Here is a 19,882-nt window from a genome sequence, read left to right as displayed (position 1 = left end):
CACACTCCATTCTTCTAGGTATTTTTATAAAATTTTTTAATTTCGTAATCTGTCTTACTCAAACTTGAAGGAGTGGAGCTTATGACAACTAACCCAGTGGTCAGCATTGTCTGCACGAGCTACAATCACGGAGATTATCTAGCTGACGCGATTGATAGCTTTCTTATGCAAGAAACAACATTTGATGTGGAAATCTTGATTTATGACGATGCTTCAACTGATCATAGTCCTCACGTAATCAAACAATACGAAAATAAGTATCCCTCTTTAATTAACCCAATCTACCAAACCCACAATCAATATTCAAAAGGAGTCCGAGTTGAACTTTTCAATCACAACCGGGCTCAAGGAAAATACATCGCTGTTTGTGAAGGTGACGATTATTGGACAGATCCCTACAAATTGCAAAAACAAGTTGACTATATGGAGGCTCATCCTTCTTGTAGTATGACGGTGCATGCGGCAGACCGTGTTCTTTCAGACAAGAAGAAAGTTCTATCTACGGTAAGACCGGCGCATGGAAATGCCGTTTTTTCCATGGAACGCGTGATAGAGGGAGACGGCGACTTGATTGCGACAAACTCCATGGTCTATTCCAAAGAAAAAATAGCTGTACTTGCCCCGTTTTACTTGAATGCAGTGGTAGGAGATTACCCGTTGGTTATTTTAGCCGCGCTTCATGGAACGGTAGATTATTTGGATGACAATATGTCGGCTTATCGAGTAGGAGTAAAGGGCTCATGGACAGAACGGGAGTTAGCGACCAGTACAAAGCGGATCAACCATTATCATCATATGGAAGAAATGTTCGACGAGATTAACGAATACACCCATTTTATGTATAACGATGCATTGACTAAGGCGAAAAATCGCTATCAGTTTTTACGTTTACTGGATCAGGGGAAATTTAAAGAAATAAAGCAGGGGGACCACCGAAAAATTTACTTAGAGCTCAGTATGAAAAAACGAATAGTTTTGGAGATGAAACGGTATTTTCCAACCATCACAAATACGCTTCGAAAAGTAAAGTGGAAAATGATTCGATAAGGATAAGGCGAACAGGAGAATAGGAGACCGGTAAATGGAACCACAATCGTCAATGAAAAAAAAGACAATCGGCGGTCTGCTGTGGAGTTTCGGGGATTTAGTCGGCAATCAAGGCATTCAGTTTCTTATTCAAATCATTTTGGCACGCATGCTGTTGCCTGAACATTTTGGGTTAATAGGCATGATACTGGTGTTTATTGCATTGTCGAATTCCTTAGTCGACAGTGGATTTACGCAAGCCTTAATACGAGAACGAAACGCGAGTCAAACGGATTATTCAACGGTTTTTTACTTTAACTTTTTGATTGCTGTCCTGATTTACTGGGTTCTCTACGCGGCAGCACCAAGTATTGGTCGCTTTTTTGATGAACCACAACTCGTACAGCTTGTTCGCGTATTGTCTATCAGTATTATGATCAACTCATTTGCCGTTATACCCAAAGCGATGTTCGCTAAAGAAGTGAATTTCAAGGTCCAAGCAAAAATTAATTTGAGTTCCAGTATTCTATCGGGACTTATCGCGGTTGGATTAGCGATGGCAGGATATGGTGTTTGGAGTTTGGTGCTACGGCAATTGTCGATGAACACCATTCAATCTCTGTTGTTTACGCTATCGAAAAAGTGGATGCCATCATTCGTGTTTAGCGTCACCTCGTTCAAACGATTATTCGGTTTTGGCTGGAAGCTTCTCGTCTCAGGTTTGATCGATACTTTCTATACCAATGTTTATTTCTTGATTATCGGCAAGCAATATTCCACTGCACAATTAGGGTACTATACAAATGCATCTCGTTTTAGTGAAATTGTTTCACAAAATCTAGCTGCTACTATTCTACGAGTGACTTATCCAGTGCTTAGTCGCATTCAAGATGATAATGAACGCTTAAAACAGTCTTATAAAAACATCACAAAGCTCGCAGCTTTTCTGATCTTTCCGATAATGGTAGGTATGGCAGCTGTGGGTGAGCCGCTAGTACTTCTCGTGTTTGGTGAAAAATGGCTTCCGATGGTCACTTACTTCCAATTGTTATCCATCGCGGGAATGCTCTACCCAATTTTAGCTCTCGATCTGAGCATTTTTCAAGTAAAAGGCCGATCTGATTTGTATCTTCTTTTGGAAATAATCAATAAAACGTCGTTGACCGTGCTACTGGCAGTTGCTATTGTCCTGGACTTAGGAGTTATTGGGTTGATCGTAGCGGCAATTTTGAATACGTACCTTGAATTTTTCGTTAACTGTCAGTTCTCTAAAAAAGAAGTGGCCTATCCAGCGAAAGAAAAAGTGCGTGACTTACTTCCAACGTACTTGCTGTCTCTAGGAATGGGCGGTGTCGTATGGACACTTGGCGAAATGTTGAAAATTCCAGTTTTTTTCCAACTGACAATCCAGGTTACGGCTGGAATAGTCGTTTACGTGACGGCCTGTTGGATTGCAAACGTCGGGGAACTGAAGACGGTCTATAAACTAATCATGTCTATTCCTTCATTAAAAAACCGGTAAGCAGGATTAGCTGCTTACCGGTTTTCGGGACTTCTTCATTTGGGTTTATGGCCATCGATAGGCTGGGAAAAGTTCGCTTTCAATATTGGCATCTGTTTCTTTTAGTAATTGCTGGTAAACTTGTTGGTCCCATATTTTATTGCCAACATAGTAGTCGAATTCCGTATTCTTCCCAAATTTCTTTTTGAATAAATACAGCGTGTCATCGGGACCAGGATTAACACCGCCACCTGAATGAATATATTCCACGCCTTGTTCTTTAGCCCATAACACAATGGCGTAGGTCATGACGTAAACAGGTGACAGGTGATTAAAGTCGCCGTCAACGGTGCCAGAAAGATGAGTATGGATGACATTGCCAGAATGGAAATGGAGCTCTGCACCAATCACTTGAGAATCGAAAATGGCCTCAACTAATAGTAGCTGATCACCAAAATTATCAAGAATTTTTGAAAAGTATTCACGATCAAACAAGTAGAAATCGGCGGCACCAACGCGTTTCATTGTGGCGAGATAAATATCTTGAAATTGATCTAAGTTAGATGGATTCAATGTAATTCGATAAGTCACACCGTCTCTTAATGCTTTTCGAATTCTCTTGCGTGTTGAGCCTGAAAATTCTTCCTGTACAGGATCTTCAAACCCTTTTAACGTGACGCCTGTAGTATGGCGCCTGAAAAGAACCGTATAACAGGACTTGAAATCTTCAGCATTGCCGGCAATTGGATGAAAGCGAACAAACTCACTGACGATATTGTGTCTTTGACAATAATCTTGAAAAGCTTGAGAAAATTGCGTAATCAGTTCATCCTTACGAGTTTTGTCCGCTAATTCGGTAATGATAGGACCTCCGTAGCCATAAGGCGTCAGTAGGTCAAAATAAGGACCACCTTCTAGTGAGACTGGAATTTCTCTTTTGATAAATTGGTGATAGACCGATCCTAGAGGATGTTCGAATTCGAAAACTTCGCAAATTCCTCCTTCCATCTTTTCATAAAGTTCAATATAATCTTTTGTCAAAAATAAATCCCTCAAAATAAAACCTCATTTCTTCAAATTGGTAGGATACATTTTAAACTTCATCTTCTCTATTCTAAGTTCAGTCATGTAGAATCCATTTTCTTGCTAGATATAACTAAATTTTCAATTAAATTAAACTCTCTATTGATTGTAGCTGATATTATAGGTAAATGCGAGGGGGTAAATCATTCGTTTATCCATCAAACTACATAAAAATTTTTAATACAGTACAAAATGAAGGAGTAAATGGTTATTTTTAAAAGAAAATAGTATTCAGAAAAATGTGCATTTAAAGAAAGGTTAGCTTATACTAGCATTAAACGGTGTGTAGCAATGCTATACCCTTTCGATGTAGTGTTGAGGTGGAAGGAGAAATGTTGATGACCTACAAGAAGATTTTTCGTAGGCTTCTTTGTGTACTAGGAATTTGTGGAATGGTTGCTGTATTTATTATGGGACAAAGCTCTTTCTTACCTGAAGAAAAAATTGATGCAAAAATACAGTTTGGAGCAGAAGGTGATGGTCTGACGGATGACACGAAAGCAATACAGCGAGCTATTGATGAAACGCCAATAGGTGGGACAATGCACATTCCACCGGGTATTTATAAATTGACCAAAAATCCTGATTTAAAAGCGAGTACAGGATACGGAGATAGTTTTTTTGCCTTGAAAATTTCCAAGCCGATTACCATTATGATGGATCAAGCGATTTTCAAGACGGAATCAGCAGGGAAATATGGTGTTTTTTGGATTATGGCTACTGCGGATGTTCATTTAAAGGGTGGTTTTTTGATGGGGGATCAACTACCGGATGGATCATTAACTTCCAATATTGCCATCCTGCTTCAAGATAGCCAAGAAAGTTCGATTGAAAACGTCTATACCAAAAATTACTCTCAAGGCATTCACTTGCACCACGCCAATAACAATATTGTTCGAAATGTGACGAGTGAATCCAATTATGGTTCCGGTATTATTAATTTTGCATCAGATTACAACACAATCGAGTCCTGTGTCGTTAGAAACTCTGGAGATGGCCACCTTTCGTTATTTGGGGGAGGTAAGAAAAACCTGGTGACAGGCTGCGTAGTGACAGAAAATCGCCCAGGCTATACCGATCAACAAGGCATTACGGTAGAAAGTGAAAAAGACAGTAAAGTTGAAAAAAATATGGTTAGCGGTTTTTATTACGGTATTGATGTCAAAAATGGAGCAGAGTCGAATGTCATTAAAGGAAATTTGGTTTACAACAATGAATACAATATCGCCGTCAGGCCAGGTGACGGAGGTGCTAATTTGATGACGCCGAGTCATCATATTAGCATTCTTCATAATCTGGCGATCAATCCGAGAAAAAGCTCAGAGCGTGGAATTTATATCAATGTTGGAAACGGACATATCGTGCAAGGCAATACGGTTGAAAAAAACAATCTGATTCTGCGCGATGAGAGTTTAAGGGTAAAATACCAGCAAGAGAATTTCATTGTCATTGACAAACAATAGTTGAAAACTTGCATAATTGTAAATTTTTTGTTTATTTTTCAGAATAATCAATTTACAATAAGTTTCTATGATAAGATAGAAACTGTGTAAATGAATTAGCGGAATTTTGTTCAGTTGAATCTGACAGTGGAAAGTTGGACGAATTCGTTATAGCTGCTGACAAAATATGCTTAACTGGGAGGGGGCTGTAATTTATGACAAGTGAGATAATGGTGAGTATCGAATGCAACAGTTATAATCATGAAGCTTTTATAGCGGAGGCATTAGATAGTATGTTAATGCAGAAAACAAATTTTGCTTTTGAAATTTTAGTTCATGATGATGCATCTACTGACCGAACAGCTGCTATCATCAGGCAATATGAACGGCAGTATCCAGATATTATTAAACCGATCTATCAGACCGAAAATCAATATTCCCAAAATATCCCTTTCGAGTTACTTGCTAACGAACGTGCATTAGGGAAGTATATGGCGGTTTGTGAAGGAGATGACTACTGGACCGATCCAGAGAAACTGCAAATACAAGTGGATTATATGGAAATGCACCCTGAGTGCAGCATGTGCGTACATGCTGCAGAAAAGGTCTCTGCCATAACTAAAAAAACCGTTGCTACGGTTCGACCAAGTCATAAGGACAAAATCTATTCGGTAGAAGAAGTGATTGAAGGAGGAGGCGAACTATTCGCTACCAATTCAATTTTGTATTCTCGTAACAGAATTTCTGAGATGCCTGAGTATTACCTAAATGCTACTATTGGCGATTATCCACTGGTCATCTGTGGCGCATTAAACGGGACGGTTTATTACATGGACCGGAATATGGCTGCATACCGAGTAGAAGTTAAAGGCTCTTGGACAGATACACAACTGTGTGGCATCTCTGCAAAGAAAAAACATCTTCAAGATGTTGAAAACCTACTCGATGAAGTTAATAGCTATACTCATTTTAAATACGACAAAGTCATCAATCGAACAAAACGTCGGGATCGTTTTTATGTGCTGCTAAAACAGCTGAAAATAAAGGAAACCATGAAAACAGGTTATAGACAGTTTTACGTAAAACCTGAATTTTTCAGAAGAATCTTTAAAAAAATCACAATTTGAAGTACCTGTTAGCTAAAAAAGCTTGCTTACTAACGAAAAACAAAAAGGAATTGGTTGTTTTATAACCAATTCCTTTTTGTTTTGATTTTTAATTAGCAAAATAGACCTATAACGAGTCTGGAAAAATAAATTCGATGAAAATAACAAGAAACAGGAAGGATATACCAGAAAAAACCTGAATTTTACGCGTGAAATTCATCAAAAAAAGAATGTATTTTCATTTTGTCAAAATAAAGTGGAATAATTTGCTTAATTAAAATAAAAAATAATCTAAATTATCTGTTATTTATGACATGTAGTGTGATAGAATGAAAATTAAGAATTAGAATTAAGCACAAAGTAGTGTATCTGAAATGGAGGATTAATAATTTAGAGGTTAACTAGATTTCATTTACCTATAATTAATTGAAAAATAAAATCCGGACTCAAAAATCTGAGTATTAAGTTTTCTGGTCAAAGCGTTTTAAGTAAAGTTGTTTTTCTTAATGTCTCGAACATCAATAACAATAGATGAGTACTATTAATTCGACCAAGTTACCAATAGGTTTGAGTAAATAGTTTTTCAGATAGGAGCCAGCAGATGAAACAGGAAAATTCATTGAAAAAAAAGACAATCAGTGGACTGCTGTGGAGCTTCGGAGACTTGATGGGAAATCAGGGCATTCAGTTTATCATTCAAATTATCTTGGCACGTATACTCATGCCGGAGGATTTTGGAATTATTGGAATGATTTTAGTCTTTGTTGCGTCATCAAATTCACTTGTAGACAGCGGATTTACACAAGCGTTAATCCGTGATCAAAAAGCCAATCAAACCGATTATTCGACGGTATTCTATTTTAATCTAGGTGTATCCATCGTCATTTATGCTGCATTATTCTTTTCTGCTCCATTAATTAGCGGTTTTTTTGAAGTCTCACAACTAACATCCATTATTAAAGTATTGGCGCTAGGTGTCATCATTAATGCATTTTCAATTATTCCCCGGGCAATGTTTACAAAAGAAGTGAACTTCAAAGTACAGGCAAAAGTCAATATGGCTGCCAGTATTCTATCAGGTGTAGTTGCAGTTGCAATGGCAATGACAGGCTATGGTGTCTGGAGTTTAGTTATCCGCATGCTCTTGATGAATTTAATTCAAGCGCTACTTCTCGTTTTTTCTAGAAAGTGGCTGCCTTCGTTAACGTTTAGCATGACATCATTCCGAAGGTTATTCGGATTTGGTTGGAAACTTCTTGTTTCTGGATTAATCGACACGGCTTATAACAATGTGTACTACATGATTATTGGTAAACAATATTCAGCCGGTGCTCTCGGGTATTACACCAATGCTGCAAAATTTAGCGATGTCGCGACGCAGTCGTTAACGGCGACAATTCAACGTGTGACATACCCGGTGTTAAGTGGTATTCAAGATCAAGAAGAGCGATTAAAACAAAGTTTTAAGAAGATCATTAAGCTTTCAGGATTTTTAATCTTTCCACTCATGGTAGGTGTTGCAGCTGTTGCAGAGCCACTCATTCTTTTAATATTCGGTGCCAAATGGATAGATATGGTTCCTTATTTTCAGCTTCTAGCCATTGCCGGTATGCTTTATCCGATTCATGCCTTAAATTTAAATATTTTACAAGTAAAAGGACGCTCGGATTTGTTCTTATATTTAGAAATTATTAAAACGATTGTTCCAACACTGTTGATTATTACCGTTATTTGGATGGACTTAGGTCTCACGGCATTAGTAGCAACGGTTGTATTAGATTCGTTTATATCACTATTTATTAATGTTTATTTTTCGGGACGTGAAATCTCTTACAGTACGAAAGAACAATTCCTGGATTTGTTACCGATTTTTACGATTTCAGTTGTTATGGGATCTGTTGTATACGGGATTGGCAATCTCTTGCTGTTTACAGAACTTTTAACGCTCATCATACAAATTGGAATAGGAGCGGTTCTGTACATTACGATGTGCAAATTGTTTAACATCAAAGAATTCGATACGGTCTACAAGTTACTGGTACCGGTCATAAAAAAGATAAAACCCGCTAAGACGGGATGATTCAGAAAAAAGTAGGTTGACATTGAGGGAGGGAATGGAATGGCAAAAGTTTTTGAACATCCGATTTATGTGACTAGACCATTACTGCCAGACATCACAGACGTTACAGCACGGATAAAGACCGTATGGGACAGTAAGCAATTAACGAATTTTGGTGCACAACACAATGAGTTGAGCGACAAGCTGAAAGTTTACTTAGAAGTGGATCACTTGTCTATGTTCAATAACGGTACGTTAGCGTTATTGCTCGGATTGAAAGCTTTAGCGTTAACAGGTGAAGTCATTACAACGCCATTTACATTTCCAGCAACTGTACAAGCACTAGATTGGAACAACTTGACGCCGGTATTTTGCGACATTGACCCTGTTACTTTTAATATTGATGCCGATAAAATCGAAGCCTTAATTACTGAAAAAACAAGTGCCATTTTGGGTGTTCACGTATTTGGTAATCCGTGCGATGTGGAAAAAATTCAAGCAATTGCGGATAAGCATGGGTTAAAAGTAATTTACGACGGCGCTCATGCTTTTGGATCGAAAATAAACGGGATACCGATTAGCAGTTTTGGAGATATGACCATGTTCAGTTTTCACGCGACAAAGCTGTTCAACACAATTGAAGGTGGTGCACTAGTTTATCAGGATCCAGCGCTCGTCAAAAAACTGGATTTACTGAGAAACTTTGGAATTGCTAATTCTGAAGAAGTAGTGCTGTCAGGGTTAAATGCTAAGTTGAACGAAGTCCAGGCAGGCGTTGGGCTAGAAGTTCTAAAAGTAATGGACGAAGAAAGAACCAAGCGCCATGCCGTTAAAAAAGTGTATGAACAGCATTTAGCAGCTATTGAAGGCATTAGAGTCTTGACGACTCTTGAGGATAGAGCGAGCAGCTATCAGTATTTTGTTATTGAAATTGATGAGGCTAAATTTGGGAAGTCGAGAGACGATGTTCATCGCGAACTTCAAAAACACAATGTATTTGCCAGAAAGTACTTTTATCCTTTATGTAGTGATTTTGACTGGTACAGCGATTTACCGTCAGCACGCCCGGAAAATTTGCCGAATGGTCAGAAGGCTGTTCAGCAAGTGTTGGCCATGCCTTATTACGGGGCATTATCAACCGATTCGGTCGCAGCGATCTGCGGCATCATCCAAGAACTTCATGTGACGCAAAAAAGTCTATCTCAACTATAAGAAATGAGGGAGTTATGATGAAAGGAATAATTTTAGCTGGTGGAACGGGTACGCGTCTTTACCCGCTAACAAAATCGATTTCTAAACAAATGCTGCCTGTCTACGACAAGCCCATGATTTATTATCCACTGTCTGTTTTAATGCTTGCGGGAATTAAAGAAATTTTAATTATTTCAACACCACGAGATATTTCTGGATTTTTAAGCTTGCTCGGTAATGGACAAAAATTAGGAATTAAACTGGAATATGCAATCCAAGAAGAACCGAACGGATTGGCTGAAGCATTTACAATTGGTGAGAGTTTTATTGGGGATTCAACGGTTGCGCTCGTATTGGGCGATAACGTTTTTTATGGCTCGGATTTTGGTAGCAGGTTACAAGAGTCTGCAGAATTAACGAAAGGTAGCATTATTTTCGGCTGTCACGTAGCGGACCCGAGAGCGTATGGGGTAGTTGAAATAGATGATGAATTAAATATCGTTTCTATAGAAGAAAAACCAGAACAGCCAAAATCTTCCTATGCTATTCCAGGTCTTTATTTCTTTGACAATCAAGTTGTTGAAATCGCTAAAAGCATAACGCCTTCAGCGCGCGGAGAAAAAGAAATTACTTCTGTTGTCGATGAATACTTAAAGCGCGGGGAATTGAATGTCAATATTATGGGGCGTGGACTAGCATGGTTAGACACTGGGACGCACGAAGCTTTGCTGGAAGCTTCAAACTTTGTCGAAGCTATTCAAAAAAGACAGGGGTTATATGTCGCTTGTTTAGAAGAAATTGCTTATAGGAGAGGGTATATTAGCCAAGCGCAATTGATAGAGTTAGCGCAGCCTTTGAAAAAAACCGATTACGGGCAGTATTTATTAGATATTGCTTCTGAAAAATCGTTGTTGCCGAGAAATACATTGTTGCCCAATAACTCATAGAAGGAGCACACCTATGGAAAACCTATTAGTAACCGGTGGGGCAGGTTTTATTGGGGGGAACTTTGTCCAATATATGGCCGACAAATATCCGAATTATCATATTTACAATTTAGATGTACTAACATATGCAGGGGATTTAACAAAACATCAGAAAATCGAAAATGGAAAAAATTATAGCTTTGTTCGTCTTGATATCGCAGATCGGCAGGCAATTAGTGAACTATTTGAGCAAATAGATTTTACTTATATTGTTCATTTTGCAGCAGAAAGCCACGTAGATCGTTCGATTACAGAGCCAGAAATTTTTATCCGGACAAATGTGTTAGGCACACAAGTGTTGCTGGATGCCGCAAAACGATCAACGATCAAAAAGTTTGTCCACGTTTCGACGGATGAGGTATACGGAGAGTTAGATTTCGATCCGACAACTTTTTTTACCGAAACAACACCGTTACAGCCAAGTAGTCCTTACAGTGCCAGTAAAGCGTCATCGGATTTATTGGTCAGAGCTTATTACGAGACTTACGGTTTGCCAGTTAACATTACGCGTTGCTCTAATAATTATGGCCCTTATCATTTTCCAGAAAAGCTAATTCCGTTAACAATTTCACGCGTATTAAATGACCAGAAAGTGCCTGTTTATGGCGATGGCAAAAATGTTCGTGACTGGTTGCACGTTCTGGATCATTGTTCAGCGATTGATTTAGTGTTGCATAGCGGGGAAATTGGCGAAGTTTACAACATCGGCGGTCACAACGAACAAACGAATTTGGAAGTGGTGCGGACGATTATTGAGACTTTAGGCAAATCACATGACTTGATCGAGTTTGTTGAAGATCGGTTAGGTCACGATAAACGGTATGCAATCGATCCGACAAAAATTGAGCAATTGGGTTGGCGACCTGTTTATGATTTTGAAACAGGTATTGCCCAGACAATCGATTGGTTTATGGAAAATAAGGAATGGTGGCAACAAATCATCAGCGGGGAATACCAACAGTATTTCGACAGGCAGTATGCAAGAAAATAACAAAATGTGCATAGTCTAGTATGCCGGTGGACGAGGAGGAATGGAATGATGGCAAATCAGCCAACAATCAGCGAGTATATAACGGCTTCTTATCCGAACAAACAAGCAGTGAAAATACTGGAATACAATGCTGAAACCAGCAGTTTAAAAAAACAGCTAGCAACTTCAGGATATAAAAACTTTCTTGGAATTTGTCGACGTAAATTAAGTGATAAACAGGATCCGGAGCTGTATTATGCGACTGAAAAGACGCTAACTTATAAAAACAATGCCGAAGTATTGATTATGAACAACGCTGATTTTTTAGATTTGAAAAATGCGTTTCATTCATCAGCAAATTTAATTCTTTTCATTCCGTCTAACATTGTTGATCGTGCCAGTTTCTTGCCGCTTTGGGCTTACAAACTAGCGAGAAAGAAAAAATGGACGTTCTATTTTGAGTCCTTTATTGACGGTTTGGGAAAAACAAAAGCGACCGTTGTCTTTAAACGAGATCATCAAAAGGACAAAGAAGCCCGACAATACTTGTCGCCGGAACTTGGACTTGATCCTTTTTTCAAGCTTCTCAACGAACATCAACTGGATTACGTTGTATTGCGCTGGTTTGATGAACTTCCTTTTCTAGACCTTAACGAAGATGTCGATCTGCTAGTTTCGGATAAACACATTGAAAAAGTCAGAGAACTGTTAAATGAGAAAGTCGGCATATTGCCGTTTGATATTTATAGCGTAGGGGGGCTGACAGGCAGTAACTTTAAGAATATTGCCTATTACCCACCTTATCTTGCTGAAACCATATTGGACCAAAAAAAACTGTGGAACAACAAGTATTACGTACCGTCTAACATTCATTATTTTCTTAGTCTGATGTATCACGCAGTTTATCATAAAGGTGAAAAATCAGGAATTCCAGTAAATGTAGAAGACCGTGTTAAAAAAATGCCTCAAGATCATGATTATCCAGCAGTTCTTCAGCAACTTGCAGCTGAAACGGGTAATTCTCTTGAAGAAATTAGTTTGCCTTATTTTCATCATTTTCTGGAGGAACAAGGCTGGGCACCTTCGACAGATACCATTCGGAAGCTTATTGAAGTCAGTGGCAATTGGTTAGAGTCTGTTATCAAGTCAAGTGAACATCATTTTGAGAAGGATGGCGAATTAATGGTTTTTGTCGTTCGGGAATGGGCAGAACAGAGGCAACTGACAGATTACATGATCGACTGGTTTGAACGTAATGGTCTATGTTTAGTTCGTGCAATCAAACTCGATGATGAACAAAAAAGAAACGCTGCTCAAAATTTGCGAGGAGGAAATTGGGGGCAAGGTCCATGGCCAGTTAGTGGAGGCAAGCCTTCCACTTTACTGGTCATGTATGATTATCATCCAAAACAACTCGATTCAAAAATGAAGAAAAAGTATCCGCATGTCTCAAATGAACATTACTTACTAAAAGAGCAGCTGCGCTCGGAAATTAATGGTGCATTGTCCAAAGAACAACGTGCTAATCCACTTCACAGCGCCGATGATGAAATTGAAGCGCTGGATTATATCGCTGCAGTTGCTCCTGATCTCGTAAATGAAGTTAAAAACGTCATCAATTGTTGGGATGAAGCTTATCGAACGCAGGAAAAAGTAATTGCAGACGTTTCAGAAAAAAAGCGACGCGCTAAAGTAGAGATTATTGAATATCTAGGAAATAAAGCGGTGAAGAAAACGTATAAAGCGGGTAGAGAACGATTTTTGGAACGAGAAAAATTTGTTTACGGAGAATTGAGTAAGGAGTGTGATTTTATTCCTAAGCTGTTAGACAGTGGGGAGAATTACATTATCGTTCCGTACTTGAAAACCAATCGACTGACTGAAAGTTGGCATATTAAAAAGCAAATTCTAAAACGAAAACATAAGCAGGAGATTTTTACGATAAATGAATTTTTCTACAATAAAGGCTATGCGCTAATTGACTTTCATCCCGGAAATATCTTGCTGAGCTCTGATGGATTAAAAATTATTGATTTTGAGTTTTTGTATCAATATGAAAAACTCCCACCAAATGTTAATGATTCATTTGATCTGAACGGATTTCCAGAAGATTTTGCAGCAGACAAGCCTTATGGAATATTTCCAAAGCAGCGCCGGAATATGTGGAAGAAGATTTTATATTAAACGCGATTAGAGGAATGACTTATGGCGTCTTTGAAAAACCAAGCAGCAAGCAGTGTAAAACTCACTTCCATTTCCATGCTCGTAACCAGTGTCCTTCAAATCGCTCAATTGCTGATTTTAGGTAAAGTATTGGGGCCAGAAGTTTTCGGACTAATTGCGATGGTCCAAATTGTCATTCAGTTTTCTCAATTATTCCTGGAGATGGGAATAACCGATGCTATTATTCAGAAAGAAAAAATCACCAAAATTGAGTTATCAAGTTTGTATTGGTTTTCTATTTTTGTTGGACTGGTGCTATTTATTGTCTTGTTGCTTGCGGCTCCTTTAATTGCAGGGTTGTTTGATCAACCGAGCTTAACGTCGATGATTCAAGTAGTGGGCATTAGCTTTCTCATTTTACCGTTTGGATTACAATTCCAAACACTTGCCACAAAAAAGTTGGAGTTTCTGCAAATTACAAAAAATGAAATTTTAGCAACAACTACTGGTGTGATGCTGACTATTTGTTTGGCTATTTTTACAAATCTTGGTCCGTGGTCTTTAGTCTATGGCCACATCGTTATGTCAGTGTTTAGGAGTGTTCCGTGGGTAATTGAAGGATACCGAAATCCAGAAACGAGACCACAATGGCTATTTTCTTGGGCTGCTATTAAAGGATTTGTCGCATTTGGTATGTATCGTCTAGGATCGACCAGCATCAATTATTTCACGACGAAAATTGATCAAATGATTGTCGGCATTGTTCTTGGTTCAGCGGCACTTGGTTATTACAGCATGGCCATGAACCTAATTATGCAGCCGGTTCAGAAATTAAATTCCATGATTAATCGGGTAGCCTTTCCGGTGTTTTCGAAAATTCAGCTGGATAAAAGCAAGTTGCGTAGAACCTATTTATTCATAACCCATATGTTAACGAGCTTTAATGCACCGTTATTGGCAGGAGTAGTAGTGTTAGCGCCGTATGCAGTTCCGGTAGTGCTTGGAGATGACTGGAAACAGAGCACAGTCATTATTCAAATCCTTTGTCTATATGCTTTGTTCAAAGCTTTGGGTAATCCAAGTGGCAGCTTATTTATTGCAGTGGGGAAAGTAAGATGGAGCTTTTACTGGCAACTGGTTCAATTAGCGATTATTCCAATTGTTGTCTTTTTCGCCGGTTTATCAGGAAGTGTCGTTATTGTTGCCTTAGCGGTTGGTGTACTCAGACTGGTTTTATTTTATGTCAGTTATTTTGTCAGGATTCGTCAAATTATTGGTGATAGTTTAAGTGAACTAAATAGAGCAATTGCTAAGCCGGTCATTCACTCAGTTATTATGTTAGCGCCTTTGTATATCCTAAATACTCAGCTAACGAAAGTTGGACCACTTGGTATTATGACGATCGATGTCATTATCGGAATGTTAATTTACAGCTTGTTAGTATTCTTAAATCAACGTGAGCTAGTAATAGAAGTAAAGAGTTTTTTTCAAAAAAGAACGACGATTAAAGAAGGGTAAGAAAAATACGGCAACCAGCTGGGGGAGACGAGTCCGATCGCTATGTATGAAAAAAGTTTTAGCAAGTTGGTTGAAAGTTTGTTGTTAAAATAAAAGAGAATTCATATTAATTATCAAATAGTCTAAATAATCTGTAATATTTAGGTTATTATGTGTTAGAATAAGAAAATAAAATCAATTAGTAAGTATATAGTCTTGGGTACAAAGGTTTTATAGCTACTAATTATCTTTTTTCTGAGGAACATGTAATAAATTCCAGCATCCATGAACTCATAATGGCATAGGCTGAAAAAAAGGTGGGGTACTTATGAAGTTAGATTCAAAAATTTATGTAGCTGGACATCGGGGCCTTGTAGGCTCTGCAATTGTGAGAAACCTACAGAAAAATGGGTATACGAATCTCGTATTTCGGACTAGCCAAGAATTGGATTTGACAAAAGCCGGTCAGGTTAGTGCATTCTTTCAAAAAGAGCGACCTGACTATGTATTTTTAGCTGCTGCAAAAGTAGGTGGCATTGTTGCCAATAACGATTATCCAGCAGATTTTATTCGAGATAATTTAATGATTCAAACAAATGTGATTGATACAGCTTACCAAAATAATGTGAAAAAACTACTGTTTCTAGGCAGTACGTGTATTTATCCGAGACTAGCAGTACAGCCGATGAGAGAAGACTCGTTGTTGACGGGTGAACTTGAGCCGACGAATGAGCCTTACGCAATTGCCAAAATTGCCGGTATTAAAATGTGCCAATCCTATAACCGTCAATACGGCACTGACTTTATTTCGATTATGCCAACAAATTTATATGGACCGAATGATAATTTCGATTTAACGAGTTCCCATGTTCTACCCGCATTAATTCGGAAATTCCATGAGGCGAAAATGAATCACGTAACGACTGTAGAGGTATGGGGAACGGGAGCGCCAAAACGAGAATTTCTTTACTCAGATGATTTGGCTGATGCTGCGGTTTACTTGATGAATACTTACAGCGGCAATGATTTGGTCAATATCGGAATGGGGAAAGATATTTCGATTAAAGAGTTGGCAGAGAAAATTGGGGAAACGGTTGGGTACCAAGGAGAAATCGTCTTTAATACATCAAAACCTGATGGAGCTCCGCGCAAATTAGTAGATGTTAGTCGTCTAAAAAGCCTCGGATGGGAAGCGGGAATTTCGTTAGATGATGGCTTAGAGTTAGCTTATAAATGGTTTTTAGAACATGTAGAAAAAAATACAACCATAACCACTTGAGGGGGAAAATCATGAAAAAGGCATTGATTACAGGAGTTAACGGGCAAGACGGTTCGTTTCTATCAGATTTCTTACTAGACAAAGGTTATGAAGTCCATGGCATTATTCGTAGAAGTTCTAGTTTTAATACGGGACGTATTGAACACCTATATATTGAAGAACTAAAGTCGAGTGAGAATTTTTATATTCATTACGGGGACATGACCGATACATCTAATATTATTCGGTTAATTAGCGAAATTAAACCAGATGAAATTTACAATTTAGCAGCAATGTCTCATGTAAAAGTATCCTTTGAGACGCCTGAATATACAGCAGATGTGGATGGCATTGGAACTTTACGTATTTTAGAAGCAGTACGTATTTTAGGGCTAGAGAAAAAAACGCGAATTTACCAAGCTTCTACCTCAGAACTTTACGGCAAAGTGCAAGAAGTTCCACAAAAGGAAACGACGCCATTTTATCCTCGTTCTCCTTACGGTGTGGCGAAACTTTATGGCTACTGGATTACGAAAAACTATCGTGAATCTTATGATATGTTCGCAGTCAATGGCATTCTGTTCAACCACGAATCAGAGCGTCGTGGTGAAACCTTCGTAACGCGAAAAATTACGATGGCAGTCGCACGCATCGCCAGTGGCAAACAAGATAAACTGTTGCTTGGTAACCTGGATGCTAGGCGGGACTGGGGTTATGCTAAGGATTATGTGGAATGCATGTGGCTAATTTTACAGCATGAGACGCCTGAAGATTTTGTCATTGCGACAGGAGAAATGCATACAGTTCGTGAATTTGCGACGCTTGCTTTTAAACATGCAGGAATTGAAATTGAATGGCAAGGAGAAGGAATTGACGAAAAAGGCATCAATGCAAAAACAGGAGACGTTGTGCTGGAAGTCAATCCCGAATATTTCAGGTTGTCAGAAGTTGAGCAACTAATGGGAGACCCTTCAAAAGCGAAAAAACTACTTGGGTGGAATCCAACTGCGACGTCATTTGAAGAACTTGTAGAAATCATGGTCACGCACGACTGCAATTTGTTGAAAGAAGAAAGAACTACGATCGTTGAGTATTAGTCGAAGGGAAGTTCCTTATCCGAGTGGGGGGATCGAATGTAATGATGGCTTCAAATGATAAAGTTAGCGTTATTATTCCGACGTATAATCGTTCAGCGTTGCTGAAAAAAGCAGTGAAAAGTTTAGAAAACCAAAGTCATCAGAACTTGGAAATCATTATTATTGATGATTTTTCGACAGATGATACAGCAGAAGTCGTAGAGAAGATGGCGGATGAACGAATTATTTATCTTAAACATAGTAAGAACAAAGGGGGATCGGAAGCTAGAAACACTGGGATCAAACGAGCCACAGGAGATTATATTGGCTTTTTAGATTCAGACGATCAATGGCTTCCGAAAAAGTTGGAAAAACAACTAAAACAATTTCAAGGAAAACCGAATGTAGGTGTAATCTACACGGGAGTTCAAGTAGTGGACGAAAACAATCAATCTACTCGTAAAATAATTCCTGAGTTTCGAGGTGATATATTAGCCAAATTGTTTGAATTTAATTATATTGACACGACTTCTTCTGTATTAGTGAGAAAAGACATATTAGATCAGACGGAAGGTTTCGATTCTAGTTTGCCCAGTTGCCAGGACTGGGATTTGTACATAAGACTAGCGCAAATCACTGAGTTTGATTTTGTTAAAGAAAGTCTTGTGCTGTTTTATCATCACAGTGGTGAACGCATCACAACGAATGTAAATTCGGTGCTCAGTGGTCATTTGAGTATTTTTGAAAAGTACAGAGAGTTAGCGGGAAAACAACGCAAAGCCACTTTTCATCGTTTTGCTTTAACCATTTGGAAAGTTATTTTCAGAGCTGGCATTACGGATCAAAACAAAGAAACGATAAAGCTGTCTAGAAATATATTGATAGAAGCGTTCAAAAATAATCGAATGTCATTAAAGTTTCTCTTCTATTATATTTCTACTTTTTTAAATTTGAAGATTTTAGTCTATCTCTATACACAATCCAAAAAAACCAATAAAAAATCTCATCTTCTATCTGTGGATGCACCTTCTTGAAATAGGTAGGTAAAAATTGGGTTGTCGCAAAGGGAATCATAAATAAAGGGATGAGACGATGGAAAAGCATATTGAGACCGATGATCGATTTGAAAAAGTCCTGTTTATCATCGTTAATTTAATAACTGGGATTTCAGTGATTTATTATTTACTTCACTTAGGCCAGACTTTCAATAGTGAAGATCCATGGAACCTGTTCATTTTGCTTATTTTTTCTCTTAAATTAGTTATGGACATCTACATCTTCAAAATAGGTTTTGCTTCTTTTTCGTTAGTGCTGCTGTTTTTACCCATTATTAGCATACTGGGCTTTGCACCGATAGGAGAAGTGCAAGCATTATTCAATGACCGCACTCACCTCATTGAAAAACACTTTTATATACTGGCATTTAGTGCGCTGTTTTTCTACTACATTTGGTCGATACTGCTGTGGATGACCAATAAAACCTATAGCAATTACGATGCTAAAATTTTGTCCTATTATTCAGGGACGGTTCATAGTTTATTGGCGACATGGGTGTTCAGTGCATTAGCTATCGTCTCTTCTATTATCTACTTACCTGATCTGCCAGGCTTAGCCTATAAGGATTTGTCGCCTAGCTTATTGCCGGGAAATGCTTGGAATTCTGTTGTCGTAATTTCCTATTTCTTTGTGCTAATGGGTGTTAAAGGCAGTGCTATTCGAAAATTCGCGTTATTATTTGTGCCGTTTTGGTTGTTATCGCATTATGCGAGAGTTGATATTTTAGGGTTGTTGCTCATTCTGTATATGTTGTTAACTGCAACTAAAAAGCTGGATGTGGTGAAGTCAAAATTTTCCTTTAAAAAAGCAGCATTGATTGCAGGAGGATTGCTGGTGTTTTCTTATTTGGGTTTGGTTAGGCATTCGGGACTCATTTTTGATGTAGAAGCAATTGTGGATTCTGTATCAATTCTCATTAATTACCCGACTGTTCAAGATTTGGTTTATTCAACAGCGGCTGCCATTGAGGTCACTCAAAGCTATGGCAATTACTATACGCTCATCGATTACATCCCTCAGCTCATTCCGTCTTTTTTTGGAATTGAAGCCCAGAGTCCGCAAGCGGCTCATCTCGTTGCTTCGCTGATTCATACAAATTATGGCTTGTTTGTATATGGTGAATTTTACTTAAATTACGAAGTCCTTGGACTGATTGCAGCGCCATTTGTTACGTATGCCGTTATTTTCATACCAGCCTTTATACTAAAAAAACTGTTTGGGAAATTTGGTTTGGCGCTAGGCTATTACTGGATTGTGCTAACCATTGCGCGCGTATTTTGGTATGGTTTTATTTATTTCATTAAGCCGTTAGTCATTATCTTACCTATTTTTATTCTTATTTATTTTATTATTTCATCGTTCGAAAAAGAATTAGTAGACAAACCTGCGTTAAACTCTGCTGATCCTCATTAGCATTTGATACACATGAATAGCGGGCAAGCAGAGCTTAGTTCGAGGAGGGGATTTA

At 38.3% G+C, this 19,882-nt stretch carries 15 protein-coding genes; 14 read left to right on the top strand and 1 reads right to left on the bottom strand.

What is annotated here, in order from left to right:
- The first annotated feature begins 81 nt into the window (after positions 1-81).
- Positions 82-1,047 (top strand): glycosyltransferase family 2 protein, encoded by a 966-nt coding sequence (locus AJGP001_RS13140; protein WP_078080632.1) that lies wholly within the window; start codon positions 82-84, stop codon positions 1,045-1,047.
- 34 nt (positions 1,048-1,081) lie between these two features.
- Complete coding sequence (locus AJGP001_RS13135) at positions 1,082-2,548, top strand: lipopolysaccharide biosynthesis protein (RefSeq protein WP_071153321.1); 1,467 nt, start codon at positions 1,082-1,084, stop codon at positions 2,546-2,548.
- 45 nt (positions 2,549-2,593) lie between these two features.
- On the opposite strand, the gene AJGP001_RS13130 is transcribed toward AJGP001_RS13135, so the two are convergent.
- Positions 2,594-3,583, bottom strand: coding sequence for a GNAT family N-acetyltransferase (locus tag AJGP001_RS13130; RefSeq protein WP_058384597.1), 990 nt, complete (start codon positions 3,581-3,583; stop codon positions 2,594-2,596).
- A 365-nt stretch (positions 3,584-3,948) separates the two neighbouring features.
- On the opposite strand from AJGP001_RS13130, the gene AJGP001_RS13125 reads away from it, so the two are divergent.
- The 12 genes from AJGP001_RS13125 to AJGP001_RS13070 all read left to right on the top strand — a co-directional run bounded on the left by AJGP001_RS13125 (position 3,949) and on the right by AJGP001_RS13070 (position 19,827).
- Positions 3,949-5,073, top strand: a complete 1,125-nt coding sequence (locus AJGP001_RS13125; RefSeq protein WP_078080845.1) for a right-handed parallel beta-helix repeat-containing protein — start codon at positions 3,949-3,951, stop codon at positions 5,071-5,073.
- Between the two features lie 194 nt (positions 5,074-5,267).
- Positions 5,268-6,179, top strand: a complete 912-nt coding sequence (locus tag AJGP001_RS13120; RefSeq protein WP_071153320.1) for a glycosyltransferase family 2 protein — start codon at positions 5,268-5,270, stop codon at positions 6,177-6,179.
- 580 nt (positions 6,180-6,759) lie between these two features.
- Complete coding sequence (locus AJGP001_RS13115) at positions 6,760-8,238, top strand: lipopolysaccharide biosynthesis protein (RefSeq protein WP_078080631.1); 1,479 nt, start codon at positions 6,760-6,762, stop codon at positions 8,236-8,238.
- Positions 8,239-8,277: 39 nt separating this feature from the next.
- Positions 8,278-9,429: a DegT/DnrJ/EryC1/StrS family aminotransferase gene (locus AJGP001_RS13110; RefSeq protein ID WP_058384601.1), complete on the top strand. Its 1,152-nt coding sequence runs from the start codon at positions 8,278-8,280 to the stop codon at positions 9,427-9,429.
- Positions 9,430-9,446: 17 nt separating this feature from the next.
- Entirely contained in the window at positions 9,447-10,355 is a 909-nt protein-coding gene (gene rfbA, locus AJGP001_RS13105; protein WP_078080630.1) for a glucose-1-phosphate thymidylyltransferase RfbA, read from the top strand.
- A gap of 13 nt (positions 10,356-10,368) precedes the next feature.
- Positions 10,369-11,385, top strand: a complete 1,017-nt coding sequence (gene rfbB, locus AJGP001_RS13100; protein WP_071153319.1) for a dTDP-glucose 4,6-dehydratase — start codon at positions 10,369-10,371, stop codon at positions 11,383-11,385.
- Between the two features lie 45 nt (positions 11,386-11,430).
- On the top strand, positions 11,431-13,548 hold the full coding sequence (locus AJGP001_RS13095) for a protein kinase family protein (RefSeq protein ID WP_245830183.1): 2,118 nt from the start codon (positions 11,431-11,433) through the stop codon (positions 13,546-13,548).
- 21 nt (positions 13,549-13,569) lie between these two features.
- Entirely contained in the window at positions 13,570-15,045 is a 1,476-nt protein-coding gene (locus AJGP001_RS13090) for an MOP flippase family protein (RefSeq protein WP_078080629.1), read from the top strand.
- Between the two features lie 307 nt (positions 15,046-15,352).
- Positions 15,353-16,303, top strand: a complete 951-nt coding sequence (gene fcl, locus AJGP001_RS13085) for a GDP-L-fucose synthase (RefSeq protein WP_071153318.1) — start codon at positions 15,353-15,355, stop codon at positions 16,301-16,303.
- 11 nt (positions 16,304-16,314) lie between these two features.
- Positions 16,315-17,379 carry a GDP-mannose 4,6-dehydratase gene (gene gmd / locus AJGP001_RS13080; RefSeq protein WP_058384605.1) on the top strand — a complete coding sequence of 355 codons (1,065 nt, stop codon included), beginning with the start codon at positions 16,315-16,317 and terminating at the stop codon, positions 17,377-17,379.
- Positions 17,380-17,420: 41 nt separating this feature from the next.
- Entirely contained in the window at positions 17,421-18,392 is a 972-nt protein-coding gene (locus tag AJGP001_RS13075) for a glycosyltransferase family 2 protein (protein ID WP_058384606.1), read from the top strand.
- Positions 18,393-18,450: 58 nt separating this feature from the next.
- A complete protein-coding gene (locus AJGP001_RS13070; RefSeq protein WP_071153317.1) occupies positions 18,451-19,827 on the top strand; it encodes a hypothetical protein in 1,377 nt (458 codons plus the stop codon).
- Positions 19,828-19,882 lie beyond the last annotated feature (55 nt).

Origin of the sequence: Planococcus faecalis, from assembly GCF_002009235.1 — a bacterium.
Lineage (GTDB): Bacteria > Bacillota > Bacilli > Bacillales_A > Planococcaceae > Planococcus > Planococcus kocurii.
The sequence above is the reverse complement of the archived record's forward strand: the minus strand, read 5'-3'. Positions and strand labels throughout refer to the sequence as shown.